At 59.5% G+C, this 14,864-nt stretch carries 11 protein-coding genes; 4 read left to right on the top strand and 7 right to left on the bottom strand.

Features of this window, described 5'->3' with window-relative positions; genetic code table 11:
- Nucleotides 1-104 precede the first annotated feature (104 nt).
- Complete coding sequence (locus CIC07_RS06095) at nt 105-551, top strand: hypothetical protein (protein ID WP_076359387.1); 447 nt, start codon at nt 105-107, stop codon at nt 549-551.
- A gap of 229 nt (nt 552-780) precedes the next feature.
- Here the strand turns inward: CIC07_RS06095 and CIC07_RS06090 are convergent, their stop codons facing one another.
- The 6 genes from CIC07_RS06090 to CIC07_RS06065 all read right to left on the bottom strand — a co-directional run bounded on the left by CIC07_RS06090 (nt 781) and on the right by CIC07_RS06065 (nt 9,365).
- Nucleotides 781-2,013 (bottom strand): MDR family MFS transporter, encoded by a 1,233-nt coding sequence (locus CIC07_RS06090; RefSeq protein WP_076359386.1) that lies wholly within the window; start codon nt 2,011-2,013, stop codon nt 781-783.
- A 163-nt stretch (nt 2,014-2,176) separates the two neighbouring features.
- A complete protein-coding gene (locus tag CIC07_RS06085; RefSeq protein WP_076359385.1) occupies nt 2,177-3,805 on the bottom strand; it encodes a response regulator in 1,629 nt (542 codons plus the stop codon).
- On the bottom strand, nt 3,780-5,660 hold the full coding sequence (locus CIC07_RS06080; RefSeq protein WP_076359384.1) for a sensor histidine kinase: 1,881 nt from the start codon (nt 5,658-5,660) through the stop codon (nt 3,780-3,782). Before CIC07_RS06080 ends, CIC07_RS06085 begins: the two co-directional genes overlap by 26 nt.
- Nucleotides 5,661-5,999: 339 nt before the next feature.
- Nucleotides 6,000-7,529, bottom strand: a complete 1,530-nt coding sequence (locus CIC07_RS06075) for an ABC transporter substrate-binding protein (protein ID WP_076359383.1) — start codon at nt 7,527-7,529, stop codon at nt 6,000-6,002.
- A 55-nt stretch (nt 7,530-7,584) separates the two neighbouring features.
- Entirely contained in the window at nt 7,585-8,475 is an 891-nt protein-coding gene (locus CIC07_RS06070) for a carbohydrate ABC transporter permease (RefSeq protein WP_094248351.1), read from the bottom strand.
- Between the two features lie 20 nt (nt 8,476-8,495).
- Nucleotides 8,496-9,365 carry an ABC transporter permease gene (locus CIC07_RS06065; protein WP_083688694.1) on the bottom strand — a complete coding sequence of 290 codons (870 nt, stop codon included), beginning with the start codon at nt 9,363-9,365 and terminating at the stop codon, nt 8,496-8,498.
- A 350-nt stretch (nt 9,366-9,715) separates the two neighbouring features.
- On the opposite strand from CIC07_RS06065, the gene CIC07_RS06060 reads away from it, so the two are divergent.
- The 3 genes from CIC07_RS06060 to CIC07_RS06050 all read left to right on the top strand — a co-directional run bounded on the left by CIC07_RS06060 (nt 9,716) and on the right by CIC07_RS06050 (nt 13,964).
- Nucleotides 9,716-10,549, top strand: coding sequence for an alkaline phosphatase family protein (locus CIC07_RS06060; protein ID WP_076359381.1), 834 nt, complete (start codon nt 9,716-9,718; stop codon nt 10,547-10,549).
- Nucleotides 10,546-11,655 carry a metallophosphoesterase family protein gene (locus CIC07_RS06055; protein WP_076359380.1) on the top strand — a complete coding sequence of 370 codons (1,110 nt, stop codon included), beginning with the start codon at nt 10,546-10,548 and terminating at the stop codon, nt 11,653-11,655. Before CIC07_RS06060 ends, CIC07_RS06055 begins: the two co-directional genes overlap by 4 nt.
- A 569-nt stretch (nt 11,656-12,224) precedes the next feature.
- A complete protein-coding gene (locus tag CIC07_RS06050) occupies nt 12,225-13,964 on the top strand; it encodes a DUF4091 domain-containing protein (RefSeq protein ID WP_094248350.1) in 1,740 nt (579 codons plus the stop codon).
- 56 nt (nt 13,965-14,020) lie between these two features.
- Here CIC07_RS06050 and CIC07_RS06045 read toward each other — a convergent pair whose 3' ends face one another.
- Nucleotides 14,021-14,743, bottom strand: coding sequence for a GH12 family glycosyl hydrolase domain-containing protein (locus CIC07_RS06045; protein WP_076359378.1), 723 nt, complete (start codon nt 14,741-14,743; stop codon nt 14,021-14,023).
- Nucleotides 14,744-14,864 lie beyond the last annotated feature (121 nt).

Raw genomic sequence — 14,864 nt, 5'->3', positions numbered from 1 at the left:
GCAAGCAGATTCCGGGCTTCGCCGAGCGCGCGCACTTTTTAGGCCTCGATGTTAGTGAATGCTAACAACCACTCCCATTTAACGAAAGAAGGAAGGATACTCGCATGGAAAACGAATCGGCTTCCCGACGAGCCGCTCAGGGTGAAGCTGGCCTAGCAGAACGGGACGCTTCCTCAGCAGATGACGGCAATGCCGGCAAGCTCGTCCGTCTGCTGTGCGTCATTCTCCTCTTCTCCGTGACGAACGTCACGATGTTCAATATGGCGCTGCCGGAAATCTCGCGCGCGTTCGCCCTTCTTCCGTCGGAAGCCGGCTGGGTCGTCACCGGCTATTCCATCGTCTACGCGGTCAGCGGAACAAGCACCGCCAGGATCGGCCTCATCCTGTTCCCCGCGGCGATGAGCGCCGCGCTGCTCGGCCGGTACGGAGGCAGGATGGCCGAACGGAAGGGAAGTCTGCCGGTCATCGTCAGCGCCCTCCTCCTTGGACAGCGCTGTGGACGGAGCCGCAATCGGCAGCCCGATCAACCCGATGGCCTTGCCGGAAGCTGAACGATGAAGGATAACGGATCGCTGTCTGTCTGCCCGTCAGCAAGCGGATGACAACCAACAAAAAGGCAGCCCTTCGAGGAGAAGAGCTGCCTTTTGCTGCGTCAAGCCCCGCGGCGGCGAGCACTACCCGCATCGCATCCGTCCAGACCCGCATGGCGGTTTGCATAAGGCCCTGAATTGCAGGGAGTCCTCAAGTGCGGCAAACCTATGGGACCTCGTCCTCTCCGCTCTAGGGAGCGGCGGCACGGAAGGCAGGACTGTCGCTTCCCCGGACCGCCGCTTGGCGGCCCCCCGATCCATAAAAGAACGAGGAGCAGAGAAGGATAGCCGCGATGAGGCTGAATGCAGCGGCTCCGGTCGTTGTATCGATCAGCCAGCCTCCCAGCAGCGGCCCCAGGAAAGCGCCGAAGTTGCCGAAGGTCTGGGCGCCGAAGTACGCCCCGCGCAGATGCTCGGGAGCCAGTCTGTCCACCAGCATGCTCGCAGCCGGATAATTCAGAATTTCCCCGATCGTGAAGAGGATCATCGAAACGAATAACAGAGGGACATTCGGCGACAGGCCGAAGCCGACGAGGCCGACCGCGAACAGCGCGTTGCCCGCATGGATCGATGCGATGGTGCTGAATTTCTCCGCGAGCTTGGAGAGCGGAAGCTGCAGCAGGATGACAGTCATGGCGTTGGAGGTCAAGAGCCAGCCGAATATTTGGGCTCCCTGCTCGAAATTTCCCTGCAAGTGCTGAGAGAGCGTCACGGCATGCTGGCTGTAGCCGATGCCCACGAGAACCGCGCCGGCGATGTACAGCTGCAGCACCCGATCGCGGCGGACGGCATGCCAAGCCGAGCCGATCGTCGCCCTCTCCTTTTTGGCCCCCTCGATATCCTTGATGCCGAAAGCGTTCATCATCGCGAACAAGACAAGGCCGTACAGCAAATAGATGAGGCCGGTGACGAGAAAGGGGAGCGGGCCGCTGCCGACGCCGAGATAAACGCCGAGAAGCGGACCGACCGAAACGCCGACATTCCCCATCAGATAGCGCATCGAAAATACGTTGAACCGGCGCTCCGGTTCCGTCAGATCTCCCATCAGCGCCTGCGCGACCGGCTCGAACCAGGAGCGGCAGAGGCCGTTGAGCATGCTGAGCAGGAGCAGCAGCACCGGCTGCTTCGTGAAGGCGAACCCCGCGAACACGGCGCTCCAGGCGAACAGCGAGATGAACATGATGAGCCTGCGGCTGTAGCGATCCGACAGCGCCCCGCCGACGAACCCTCCGAACGTGCCGGCGAGCGCTCCCGCACCCGCGACGAAGCCGATCATGGCCGCGCTCATATCGGTATTCCTGGCGAGATAAAGGGCGAGGAACGGCATGCTCATCGAGGTCGCGATGCGGGAAATCATCTGCCCGACGAGGAGCGACAGGACAATGGGATGGTAGGAGCGCATAAAGATCTGAATGCGATTCATGGTTGAACACCGCGCTTTGCAGATAATGAGTCCGATAGAGACTATCGTCTATCATAATCGATCGCTCGGCCCTGTACCATCCAAAATCCGTTCGGCCCCGATCGGAGGTCAACCGGAGCGCCCGGCCAGCTAAGATCACCCTATCCTTCCGCGTGCGAGTTCCTCACTCCTCCGCAGCGAATCCGTCTCCGCCTATCGCCAGCTTGCGGTGCTGCTGGGGTCCGACGCCGTATATTTTCTTGAACATCTTGGAGAAATACGAAAAATTGTTGTAGCCCATCCGGCGTGCGACCTCGGAGATCGGCACGGAGGAATGCGCGATGATCTCGCCGGCGATCCGCATCCGCTCCTGAAGCAGATAGTCGGTGATGGAGAGGCCCGTCTCCTTCTTGAACAGCCGCGAGAGGTAGGCGGGATTCAGGAAGCAGTATTCCGCCAGCATCTCGCGGGTGATGTTCTCGCCCAGATGCCCGGCGATGTAGGCCTGCAGACGTCCGATGACCGACTCGCCATGGTCCAGCGTCTCGTTGAAGCGGCGGAGCATGTCCAGCGCCCAGGCCTCCAGCTGGGGCAGGGAACGCGGCGGCCCTTCCAGCGGCTGGTCGGAGCCCAGCTCATGGGCGGACAGCCCTTTTTTCTGCAGCACGTAGAGCATCACCTGAAGGAAGCCGAGATAATAGGCCTGAAGCTCCGCGCCGCCCATGCTCCGGTCCGCCGCCATCTCCGCGAGCGAGGAGCGCAGGAGCGCCTCGACCTCTCCGATCCGGCCTTCCTCAAGCAGCATCGCCCAAGCATTGAATTCCGGCAGCCTCGTCTGCCGCCGGCCTGGGCGGTGATGCTGCGGCTCCGCTTCCTCCCGCAGCCAGTTCACCGGCTCGGAGCGGCTCAGGTTGTCGTATTCCTGAAGCAGCAGCCTCCTGTACATGGAAGCCAGCTCCTTGAGCTCGGCCGGCTCTCCGAGATAACACGAAATGCGGCAGTTCAAATGATCCATGCAATAGGCCGCATACCGGACGCACAGCTGTCCCGCCTGCGCCAGCAGGGAGGCGGGAGCTTCCCCGCCGCCGTAGAGGATCGCGACGATCGCTCCCTGCTTGCTCTGGATCACCTCTCCTCTTCCTCCCTCCAGCAGGAACTCCTTGGCCGACTGCCGGATCGCATACTCCAGAATCTCCTCATCGCCGGCTCTGAGCTCGCGGTTCCAGCTCTCCACGCTGATCAGCACCGGCAGCAGCCTCTCGCCCGGCGCCAGCTCGACGCCGTGCGCCTCCATCAAGGAGCGCTCATGGTCGCGGGATACGGTGATCCTCTTGGCGAGCAGATCGTACCAGAAGCGCTCGCTGAGCAGCGTCTTCTGTCTCGGCCACAGCTCCTGATAAGGCTGGAACCGATCGCGGATCTCCCTTTCCTTGCGGGTCTGGCCAGCCCGCTCGAGCGCTCTGCCAAGCGTCTCCTCCAGCACCTCGTAGCCGATCGGCTTCATCATGTAATCGAAGCTGCTGAGCTGGATCGCCCGCTTCATGAACCGGAAGTCCGCATGGGCCGTGAGGAAAATGACCTCGGTGTCGGGATGGTGCTCCCGCACCCACTCCAGCAGCTCGATTCCGGTTCCCTTCGGCATCTCGATATCGCAGATCATCACATCAATGCGGCATTCGCCGAAGACGGCGATGGCCCCTCTCATGTTGTAGGCCTCCCGCACATCGCTGACTCCCAGACGGCTCCACTGGACTCCGTCCTTCAGTCCCATGACGGCATACATCTCATCATCCACGATCAACACGCGATACATCGATGCCACCTCCGTTAGATTGGTTCCTATGCGCTCCGTCCAAAGGCAGAACGATGACGATCCGGGCGCCTCCAGCTTCCCTGTTCGAGAATTGCAGGCTGGCGGAGCTTCCGTACAGAAGCTTCAGGCGATGATGCACATTCCAAATGCCGAGATGCTCGTCTCCCGAAGCCTCGAAGCGCCTGCCGCTCTGAAGCTCCTTGAGCACCTCTTCCGGAAATCCGCCTCCGTTGTCTTCGACGACGACCTGGAAGCTCCGGCCGCCTCGGTCCGTTCCCGCGCTATCCTTGAATCCGGTTCCATATCCGTCCGTTCCGCCGTTGTCTCTGCTTCCTTCCGCTCCCTCCGCTCCGGCTGCCGCCGCTCCGGGATCATGCACCGAGATGCTGATGCGGAAAGGCTCGTCCATGAAATCGAACCCATGCTTGACGGCATTCTCGATGAAAGGCTGCACGAGCAGCGGCGGCAGCAGCTGCTGCTCCAGCTCCTCGTCGATATCGATATCAAAGTCGATTCTTCCCGGGAACCGCAGCTGCTGGATGCGCAGGTAGCTGTCCATATGCTCCATCTCTTCTCCGACCGCTACGAGCGAGCCCGATATGCGGGTGGTGAAGCGGAAATATTTGACCAGGTTGAGGCACATAGACTGGATCAGGCCGAAATTGCGGATCTGGGCCAGGCTGTACACGACATTGATGCTGTTCAGCAGGAAATGGGGATTGATCTGCAGCTGGAGCTGCTTGAGCTCCGCCTTGTGCACCCGGATCTGCTCCTCGTACACATTGATCTTCAGCTCCTCGATTTCCTGCACCATATCGTTAAAGGTTTCGTTAATTATGGCGAATTCGGTCGAACGGGCGGGGCTAAGCCGGTATTTCCAATCGCCGCGCTTGATGGTGCGCATTCCGCGGATGAGGCTGTTCATCGGCTTGATGATGACATGATTGAGATAGAGGACGCACAGCAGCAGCAGGAATCCCGCCAGGAACGGCATCAGGCTGATGTAGGTCCGGTATTTGGACAGCTTCTGCAGGAGCCGCTGCTCCGGAATGAAGGCGCTCAGCGTCATGTCGGTATCCTTGACCCGGTTGCTCACGACCAGATAATCCTCCTGCTTCAGGCTCAGCGTCTGGTAATCCCGCTCGGGGGCGACACGCAGCGAGCCCGCTTCCGAGCGGGTCAGCGGAGAGGCGAGCACGAGGCTGCCGCCGCTGTCGGAGAAGGCGGAAAAGCCGTGCTGCCCGAGCTGGATCAGCTCCAGCGGCACGCTCAGGCTCTCCAGCTTCACGAAAGCCCCCAGATAATAGCCGTAGCCCGAGTCCACGAGCCGGATCAGGGCATGCTTGTCCCCGTAGCTGACCAGCTTCCACTCCCTCAGGTAGGGGCTGTCCGGCTTTGCTTTCGATACGACCTCATAGATGGACTGCTTGATGAGATCCATCTCCTCCAGATACAGCGTCCGGATGACGGTGTTGAACATTTCCTTGGTCTCCGTGGAATAGACGAACTGCACGTCCACGCTGCTGTCGTACCGGTGATAGCGGGACAGGCTGATCAGGATCCGGTTTTTGGCCAGCTCGTATTCGATCTTGTCGTTGCTCTTGCGGGTGTCCGAGAGCGCGAGAATGTTGGGATCGTCCATCGCCAGATTGTAGAGGAAGTTCGACTCCCGGCTGAGCGAGGTTTGGATCTGATTGGAATACAGCGTCACCATGTTCTTGTTGGATTCGGCCACCTGCTCCCGGACGACGCTCGTCGCGGCCAGGTTGTTGTAGATCAGGATGAACAGCAGCGGAACCGCCAGCAGAGCGAAGCCGATGGCGAGCTTGAAGCGAAGGGAGCGTTTGCTGGACAAAGAGTACCGCCTCCGGATCAGAGTGAGGAAATGATGGCAATAAAGCGCATTCACAGCGCCTTTTGGCTTGGCTTTCTAGCTTTCTAGCTTTCTAGCTTTCTAGCTTTTTAGCTTTTTAGCTTTTTAGCTTTTTAGCTTTTTAGCTTTTTAGCTTTTTAGCTTTTTAGCGTTCTAGCTTTTAGCTCTCAAGCTTTCTGGCTTTTGGCTATTATCGCATACTCTCCGCTTTCCGGCTCGCCCGTTCATGCTGCCGAGGCCGGAAATTCCATCCATTCCGGGTAAAACCCAAAAAGGAAGGAAGCGGCGAATTTTTTTCGCCGTTCCTTCCGTGCCTATCGCTTATTTCTGGGTTTTCGCCCATTCGTCAAGCTGACGCTGAAGCTCCGTCTTGACCTTCGCGAAGCCTGCCGCATCGCGTTTCTTGCGGTATTTCTCGATGATTTTCGGGCGGTTCTCCAGCGTGGCCCCGTTGAGCAGCGGCTGGAACTCCTTGTCGACGTTGGCGATGGAGGCGAGCTCCGCCTTCACCGGCTCCTGATCGAAGGTGAAGCCGAGTGCGATGGAATGGTCCGCGCTTTTGTTGAACTCCTCGAACTTCTCCCATTTCTGCGGATCTTCGTTCTCCCACAGGTAATCCTTGAACTGATCGCCGAACATCCAGCCGCCCGGATTCGGATAACCGGTCGTTTCCGCGGTGACGCCATCCGGATAGCCGATGATGTTGTCCGATTTCTTCACGTAGTGGACGCCTTCGATGCCCCAGACGAGCATGTTCAGCAGTTCCTTATCCGTATAGAGCATGTTGAGGAACATCATCGTGCGGTCCGGATCCTTGGATGTCCGCGAGATCGCGAGCATCGCTCCTTGCGCGTCGCCGGTGACCGTGAAGGGCTTGGCGATCTCCACCTGCACGAGATCCACTCCCGACGTCACGCTCAGCTCCTTGTCCTTGCCCGGCTTGAGCGATTGGGCGACGGAGAAGGCTTTGCCGGCCTTGATGAGGTTCAGGCCCTGATCGGCGTCCGAGGTCAGGTAATCCTTGTCGAAATAACCGGCCTTGACCCATTTGTCCATCTTCTTGTCGAACTCGCTCGGCTCGTCGCCGAGCGAATCGACCGCCTTCAGCTCCGTGCTTCCGCGCGGGATGCCCAGACCCGTGACGAGGAAGTCCGAGTTCGCCGCCGACCAGATGTTGCTCAGCTTCAGGCTGACGATCGGGGTGACGCCGGGCTCGTTTTTCTTGACCGTGTCGAACATCGTCTCCAGGTCGTCGAGCGTCTTGATGCCGTCGGTGTTGAAGTGATACTTGTCGACCAGCTTCTTGTCGAGCACGAGGCCGAAGCCTTGGGCGAATTCCTTGTGCGTCGGCAGGCCGTACAGCTTGCCGCTGATCTTGGCTCCGTTGATGAAGTCATCGCCGAGCACGCCCTGAATGTCCTTGCCGTTCTTGGCCATCAGGTCTTCTAGCGGCAGGAACTGTCCCTTGGACACGTCCTTCGCGTAGTTGAACCAGCTGGCCGTGAACATGAGGTCGAACGGTTCGTTGGACAGCTTCATCAGGTTCGTCTTGTCGTCCCAGGAGCCCCACTCGATCGGCTTGAGCTCGATCGTCGCGTTGATCTTCTCGGTCAGATACTTGCTCATGGCATCCTGCACCATCTGCAGATCCTTCGGCGCCGAGCCCGGGTAGACGAGGGTGATCTTGTAAGGCTTGAGGCCGCCGGCCGCTGCGGCGCCTTCGGCTCCCGCATTGGCTGTGCCGGAAGCGGAGTTGTCCGCATTCCCTCCGTTGTTGCCGTTCCCGCAGCCGGCGAGCGCCAGCATGCCTCCGAGCGCCAGCATGGACAGCGTGTAAATGGACTTTTTCATGTACTGAACCCCTTTCGTCGCAATCAGATGCTTGTATGGAAGGAGAGCGTCCGGCTTAACCTTTGACGGCGCCGCTCGTGATGCCGCTGATATAGAAGCGCTGGAAGAACGGATACGCCGCCAGCAGAGGCGCCACGCCGACGACCGCGAAAGCCATCCGGACCGTCTCGCGGGGCATTTTGGCCAGCTGCTCGCCTGCCTGAGCGTTCGATCCCGCCTTCATGATCAGATACTGCACGTTGTTGAGCGTCTTCGTCATCAAATACTGGATATTGTACAATTCCTGCTTGTCGATGAACAGCATGCAATTATACCAGTCGTTCCAGTAGGCGAGGACGTTGAACAATCCGATCGTGGCGACGATGGGAAGAGAGAGCGGGATGACGATGCTTTTGAAGATCGTCCATTCGCTCGCTCCGTCGATCGTGGCGGACTCCAGGATGGAGTCGGGAATCGAAGTGGAGAAGAAGCTGCGCATGAGCAGCACGTTGAAGGCGCTCAGCAGCAGGTTCGGGATGATCATCGACAGCAGCGTGTTTTTGATCCCGAACATGTTGACGTAGGTCAGGTACCAAGGCGCCATCCCGCCTCCGAACAGCATCGTGAAGAAGAGGAAGAAGCTGAGCGTGCGGCGGAAGGGCATATCCGGCCGCGACAGCGGATACGCATACAAGCAAGTGATCAGAAGGCTGACCACGGTGCCGATGAGCGTTACGGCGATCGTCACTCCGTACGCCTTGGCGATGGTGGAGAAGTCGTTGAAGAGGAACGAATACGCTCCGGTGCTGAATTCGCTCGGGAAGAGCGAGTAGCCGTGCTTCAGAATCGACTCCTCGCCGGATATCGATACCATGAACACCAGCAGGAACGGCACGAGCGAGAAGAGCACGAACAGCCAGAAGAACAGATGGATGAACGGGTGTCGGGAATTCATGGCTCCGGTCATGTTGCGGAAAGCCTCCTTTCTCAGAAGAGCGAGCTGTTCTTGTCGTAACGTCTTACGGCGAGGTTGGCGCCGAGGATCAGGAAGAAGCAGACGACGGATTGGTACAGGCCAGCGGCCGAAGACATTCCGATGTCGCCCAGCTGCACCATGGCGCGGTAGACGAAGGTGTCGATCGTATTTGTCGTCGGAATGAGCGGACCGGAAGCCATCGTCACCTGATAGAAGAGGCCGAAGTCCGAGCGCAGAATGCTGCTGACGGCCATGAGCGTCATGATGAGGATGACCGGCATGATGAGCGGCAGCGTGATCGCCGTCATCTGCTTCCAGCGGGTCGCGCCGTCGATCCTGGCGGCTTCGTAGTATTCCTTGTCGATGCCGATGATGGCGGCAAAGTAGATGATCGACAAGTAGCCTGCGTTTTTCCACGCGTTCACGATGACCAGGATGTAAGGCCAGTAGCCGGCCTCGCTGTACCACGCGATGGAATCCTTGTGGAAGTATTTCGTCAGGACCGTGTTCACGAGACCGCTGTCCTGATTGAGGAAGCCGTAGACGAGATAGGCAACCACGACCATGGAGACGATATGCGGGAGCAGGAATGTGCTCTGGTAGAAGCGGGAGATGGCCTTGCCCTTGATCTCGTTGATCAGGATCGCCACCAGCAGGGCGAACACCGTATTCACGACGATGAAGACGACGTTGTACAGCACGGTATTGCGCGTGATGATGAAGGCGTCCGGCGAGTTGAACAGAAACTTGAAGTTGTCGAGGCCCGACCAGGGACTGTTCCAGATGCCCTTGTCGTAGCTGAGCGTCTTGAAGGCAAGAATGACGCCGTACATCGGAATATAGTTGTTGATGATGAGGTAGATCAGTCCGGGAACCGTCATGATCAGCAGGGCCCGGTATTTCTTCAGCTTGCGCAGAAAGGCGCTCGTTCTCGTGTCGCGCCGGACTTCAGCCGCTTGCTTGACAGCCGTCTCCAACTCTATCCGCCTCCCAATGTTGTCTTGTATGCTGCCGCAGCCGTTCTCTGCCGCGGCGGCTTATGGACTCATTATAGGGATTCGCCGGACGGGCCAGCTACTAGGATCATGACTTCCCGTTGCCACGCTCGTGACTTGTTGTTCCGGCGGCGCCGGATCGTATTGACGGTGCTCTCCGCCCTCTTTATGCTAGCGGTGAGCAAGGGAACCGGCGGCGGATGCCGCCTCCTATCCATTCCTAGGAAGGTGACATAATGGCAAAGAAAGAAGCAATCATCAAGAGGGTGTTTATTTTGGGCATGGACGGAGCCGGGAACTTCGTGCAGCAGGCGCAGACGCCTTTCCTGGACGCATTCCTTCCGCAAGGCGCCTACACGTACGCGGCGCAGGCGGAGTCTCCGACGATCAGCGCGGAATGCTGGGGCTCCGTGCTGCATGGAGTCGTTCCGGCCCGGCATGGGCTGACCAATGAGATCGCGGCGACCGAGCCTTTTCCGGCCGAATCTCCCTATCCTTCCCTGTTCCGTCTGGCGCGGGAGCAGCTGCCGCAAGCCAAGCTCGCTTCCTTCACCGGCTGGGGACCGATCAACGACGGCATTATTGAAAGGAACGCCGGCGTCGAGAAGCTGTCCGCCCCCGATGCGGAGCTCGTCCCCGAGCTGATCCGCTACTTGGAGGCGAACCCGGATGCAGCTCTGCTCTTCCTCCAGCTCGACGAGCCGGACGGCTCCGGACACCGGTACGGCTACGGTCCCGACTCGCTCCCTTACCTGCAAGCCATCTCCGAGTGCGACCGTTTGCTCGGAAGCGTCGTGGACGCCATCGGCCGTCTGGGACTGCTGGAGGACAGCCTGATCATCCTGCTCACGGATCACGGCGGCGGCGGCGCGGACAAGTTCAGCCACGGCAGCGAGCATGAGATGGACAAAAACGTCTTCTGGGGATGCGTAGGACCCGGCATCGCCCCGGGTGAGCTCACCGCTCCGGTCAGCATCAAGGACACTGCGGCCGTAGCCGCTCGCGCGCTCGGACTCCAGCTGCCGAGCGGCGTGGATGCCCGCATTCCGGAAGGGCTGTTCGGGACATGAGGAGCCGCAAGCCGCCGCTGCGGTTCCGCGGGGACGGCACGTTCACGATCGTGCAGTTCACCGACACGGAATTTTGCCGCGACGACGAAGAAGAGCGGCGCATGGCCGCCATGATGGAACGGATTCTGAGGACCGAGGACGCCGATCTGGCCGTGTTCACGGGCGATGTCATCGCCTCCCTCGGCCACCCCGATCCGGTCGAGGCTTTCCGCCGGGCATGCCGCGTTCCGGAACAGGCCGGCGTGCGGTGGGCGGCCGTATTCGGCAACCACGACTCGGAGGGAATGGTTACGAGGGAGCAGCTGCATGCTCTGCAGCTGGCTTATCCGCTCAACGCGGCCAAGCCCGACCCTCCGGGCATCCACGGCAGCGGCAACTATGTGCTGACCGTGATGGGCTCGGGAGCCGGGCAGGAGAGCAAGCCGGCGGTTGCCGCTGGCGGCAATGAGGACGAGGCGGCGGCCGGGGCAGGCATCGCCGGGAGCAAGCCGGCGGTTGCCGCTCGCGGCAATGAGTACGAGGCGGCGGCCGCGCTGTACTTTCTCGACTCCGGCAGCTATTCACCGCTGGAATACACCCGGATGGGCTTCTACGATTGGATCCGCCGCGACCAGATCGACTGGTACGCCTCGCAGTCGCAGCGGCTGACCGACGGCAACGGCGGCGTGCCGTTGCCGTCGCTGGCTTTCTTCCACATCCCGTTGCCGGAATACAACGACGTCTGGGATTTCGCGGTCTGCTACGGCGAGCGCAATGCCGACTTCTCCTGCGCTCCCTGGATCAACTCGGGCATGTTCGCCGCGATGGTCGAGATGGGCGACGTCGTCGGCACTTTCGCCGGGCATGACCACGGCCATGATTACTGGGGAGATTGGCATGGCATCCGGCTTAGCTTCGGACGGACGACGCGCAATGGCTATCTCGACCGTCCGTTCCTGCCCGGCGCCCGTGTCATCCGCATGCGGGAGGGCAGCAGGGAATTCGAAAGCTGGATCCGTCTGGAGGATGGGACCGTCATTCGGGAGCAGCAGCGCCACGAGCCGACTGGCCGAACTCCGGAGGTAGGCTCGATGGGTCTGAACAAGGTATATCCCGGGGGCATTTGAGCAAAATCGGGGGCATTCCAGCTTTATCGGACATACGTTCCGCTATTTGACTGTTTCGGGGGCATATTCAACTTTATCGGACATACGTTCCGCTATTTCGTTGTTTATATCTAAATGACAATAGAAATTCAAAGAATAACGGATCCTATGTCCGATAGCTATGCCCTGATCTCGCTTTTCCTCTAAATAGCGGATCGTATGTCCGATCGGCGCCTGCCGCTGCGCCTGAAGCTCGGTGCAAGGAGTTTATGCTGCCCGAGAAAAGGAATTTGTCGGCGCATAGACAGCTTGAATGCATGTTTACTCTAAAACCCGATCATGGAAGCTCGTTGAATCGATGTCCGTCGTGAGGGGCTCGGATGTGTATCAAGCAACCATGAGGCTCGTTTACCCTTAGACCAGCATGAGCGCTTGGGTACTATGCAACAAGCAGCAAAGCTCGTCAAACATAGACCGGCGTGAATGGTCATTCCTATGTGTCTACGAAGGAAGGCTCATCAACAAATAGTGCCGCAGCCGGGACGTCGGCCTTGAAGAACAACCGCTACTCTCGCGAAAGAAGGTGCTTCATGAATATCGGGTTGCAGTCCATGTTCTACAAATACAAACGTTCCGTGAACTGGTGGGATCAAGGCCGGAAGGATGCAGCGGTCAAGCATCTGGATTTGCGCTGCTGCCGCCGGGACAGCGCGGCCTTCCAGGCGCTCGTCAGCTCGGATGAAGAGGATTTCCTCGCGACTTGCGGCCATGACGCGCTCCTGTGGAAGGGCGGCCCGCTCAAGATCATCCGCTGCGAGCTGGAGACGGACGCTCCCGTCCGTTCGGAGATCAAGTGGGTCGGGCTTATCGAGGACGACAACGGGACTCCGACAGCCGACACGCTGCTGGATGACGTCCATGTTTTTGTGGCGAAAAGGAGCATCCAGCCTGCCTGGATCGAGCTTCACGCTTCCGAAAGCGCCGCTCCGGGCACCTATTCCGGCGTAATCCGCTTTTATGCGCACACCATGTTCGAGGATGAAATCCTCGTCGAGACATTGAATTTCAACCTCGCGATCTCGGAGGAAGCCCTGCCGGAGCCGTCCGACTATTCGTTCTATCTCGATCTGTGGCAGCATAACTGCAATATCGCCCGCAAATACGAGGTTCCCTATTGGTCGGATGCCCACTTCGACCTGCTCGGCCGCTACCTGCACAGCCTCGGCCAGCTGGGCCAAAAGGCTCTGACGCTCGTCGTCTCCGAGGAGCCGTGGAGCGGACAAAGCTCCTTCATCGACGCGGAGCCGTCGGATCTCAACGAATACAGCATCATTCCTGTCCGCAAGAGCGCAGACGGGCGCTTCCACTGCGACTTCTCGGCCATGGACCGTTACGTGGCCCTGGGAGAGGGCCACGGCATCTCGAGGGAGATCGAGATATTCGGACTCATCAATATTTGGACCGACGCCCATGCCGGATACGGAGGCTTGATCGAAGGCCATCCGGACGCGGTGCGGATCCGCTATTTCGACGAGGCGGAGGGATGCTTCCGGTTCATGAGGAAGGCGGAGGAGTTCGCGGATTATGTGGAGATGCTGGAGGCGCATTTCAGCGAAAAGGGTTGGACCGATCGGGTCCGAATCGTCGCCGACGAGCCCCAGGACATGGACGTGTTCCGCCAGTCGCTGGACTTTCTCCGGAAAACAGCCCCGTCCCTGCGGTACAAGGCCGCCATCAACCATACGTCGTTCATCTCCGAAAACATCGACGGCATCGAGGACTACGTGCCCGTGCTGAACTGCGCGGTCGAGGAGCATGAGCAGCTGCTGGGGCTGAAGCGGGAAAGGAGCGGCACATTCGCTTATTACGTCTGCTGCAGTCCCGAGAAGCCCAACACGTTCCTCTCTTCTCCGGCGATCGAGTCCAGAGTCATCCCCTGGCTCGCCGAAAGCCTTCAGCTGGACGGCTTCCTGCGCTGGAACTATACGGTCTGGCCGGATGATCCGCTGCGCAAGCTGTCCTACCGTCCGACGATCTGGAAGGCGGGAGACACCAACTTCGTCTATCCCGGCAAGCTTGGAGCCCCCTTGCTCTCTCTGCGCTACAAATGGCTGCAGCGCGGCATCCGCGACTATGAGTACATGCAGCTGCTCAAGCGTCGAGGCCTGCAGGCGGAGCTGGACGGCGTGCTTCGGAGCGTCCTGCTCTACCGCAGTCCGCAGGAGCTGTCGCCCGCTTCCGGCCTCAAGGCCGAGCAGCTGTACAGCTTCCGTCCGGAGGACTACGACCGTCTGTACGGGATTGGCGCAGCGCAAACCGTAGCGGAATAAAAAGGACCCGCAGCATCGCCCTTTAGGCGTTGCTGCGGGTTTTTGTTCCAGCCTGTTCAGGAATAGCTGACCGAGAACTGATTGCAGGTGAATGCGGCATTCGGAGAGGAAGTGATCTCGAAGCCGAACTGCACGCGGTTCACGATTTCATTGCCGATCCAGCCCTTGCCCTTGATCCAGTTCAGCACGGCGAGCACATCGACCGTGCCGGAATTCGTGTTGCTGGTGCGGACGAACGAGAACACGTCGTTGGATCCGTTGCTGCCCTTGTAGACGTTCCATGTATGGCCGCCGACGCTCACGTTCGTATAGGCCGCGACAGGATTGCCGTTGGCGTCCCAGGAGCCTGCGATCGGCCCGACCGCGCCCGATTTGTTCATCCAGAGCATGATCTCATGGGCGTAGTTGCCGGTCCAGATGTCGTAATCGGACGAATAGCTCGAGCCGCTGCCAGGAACCGTGACGTTGAACGAGCTGGTGAGGCTTTTGAGGGAGCCGATCGCAATGCCGATATCCTTGGTGCTGTTGGGGTAGGACTTCACGCCCCCGGTGGACGGCTGGTTCGAGGTCACGCCCCAGTTGCTGTAGGAATTGGCCCAGATCGTCTGGGCGCCGGCGCCGCTGCCCCATACATTGTTGTAGACGATATAGCCGCCGTTGCTCCAATTGCCGAATTTATCGGATGAAGTCCAGGCAGCCGCATAGACCGCTGATGCAAAAGCAAGGAAGCATAAGGCGGCAATGACAGCAGACGAAAGCAGCCGTTTCGTTCTGTTCATGATTTATTCCTCCGTTTCGAATTGGGATGGACCAGAAAACGGGTAAGCACGAAAACACGCACATGCCGGCGGAAATCCGCTTGTTAAAGGCATCACCTCCGGGGATTGGATCTTTCGGCGC

This window comes from Paenibacillus sp. RUD330 (genome assembly GCF_002243345.2).
In the GTDB taxonomy this organism is placed as follows: Bacteria; Bacillota; Bacilli; order Paenibacillales; family Paenibacillaceae; genus Paenibacillus_O.
Note: the sequence above shows the minus strand (reverse complement) of the source record. Positions and strands in the feature narration are given on the sequence as shown.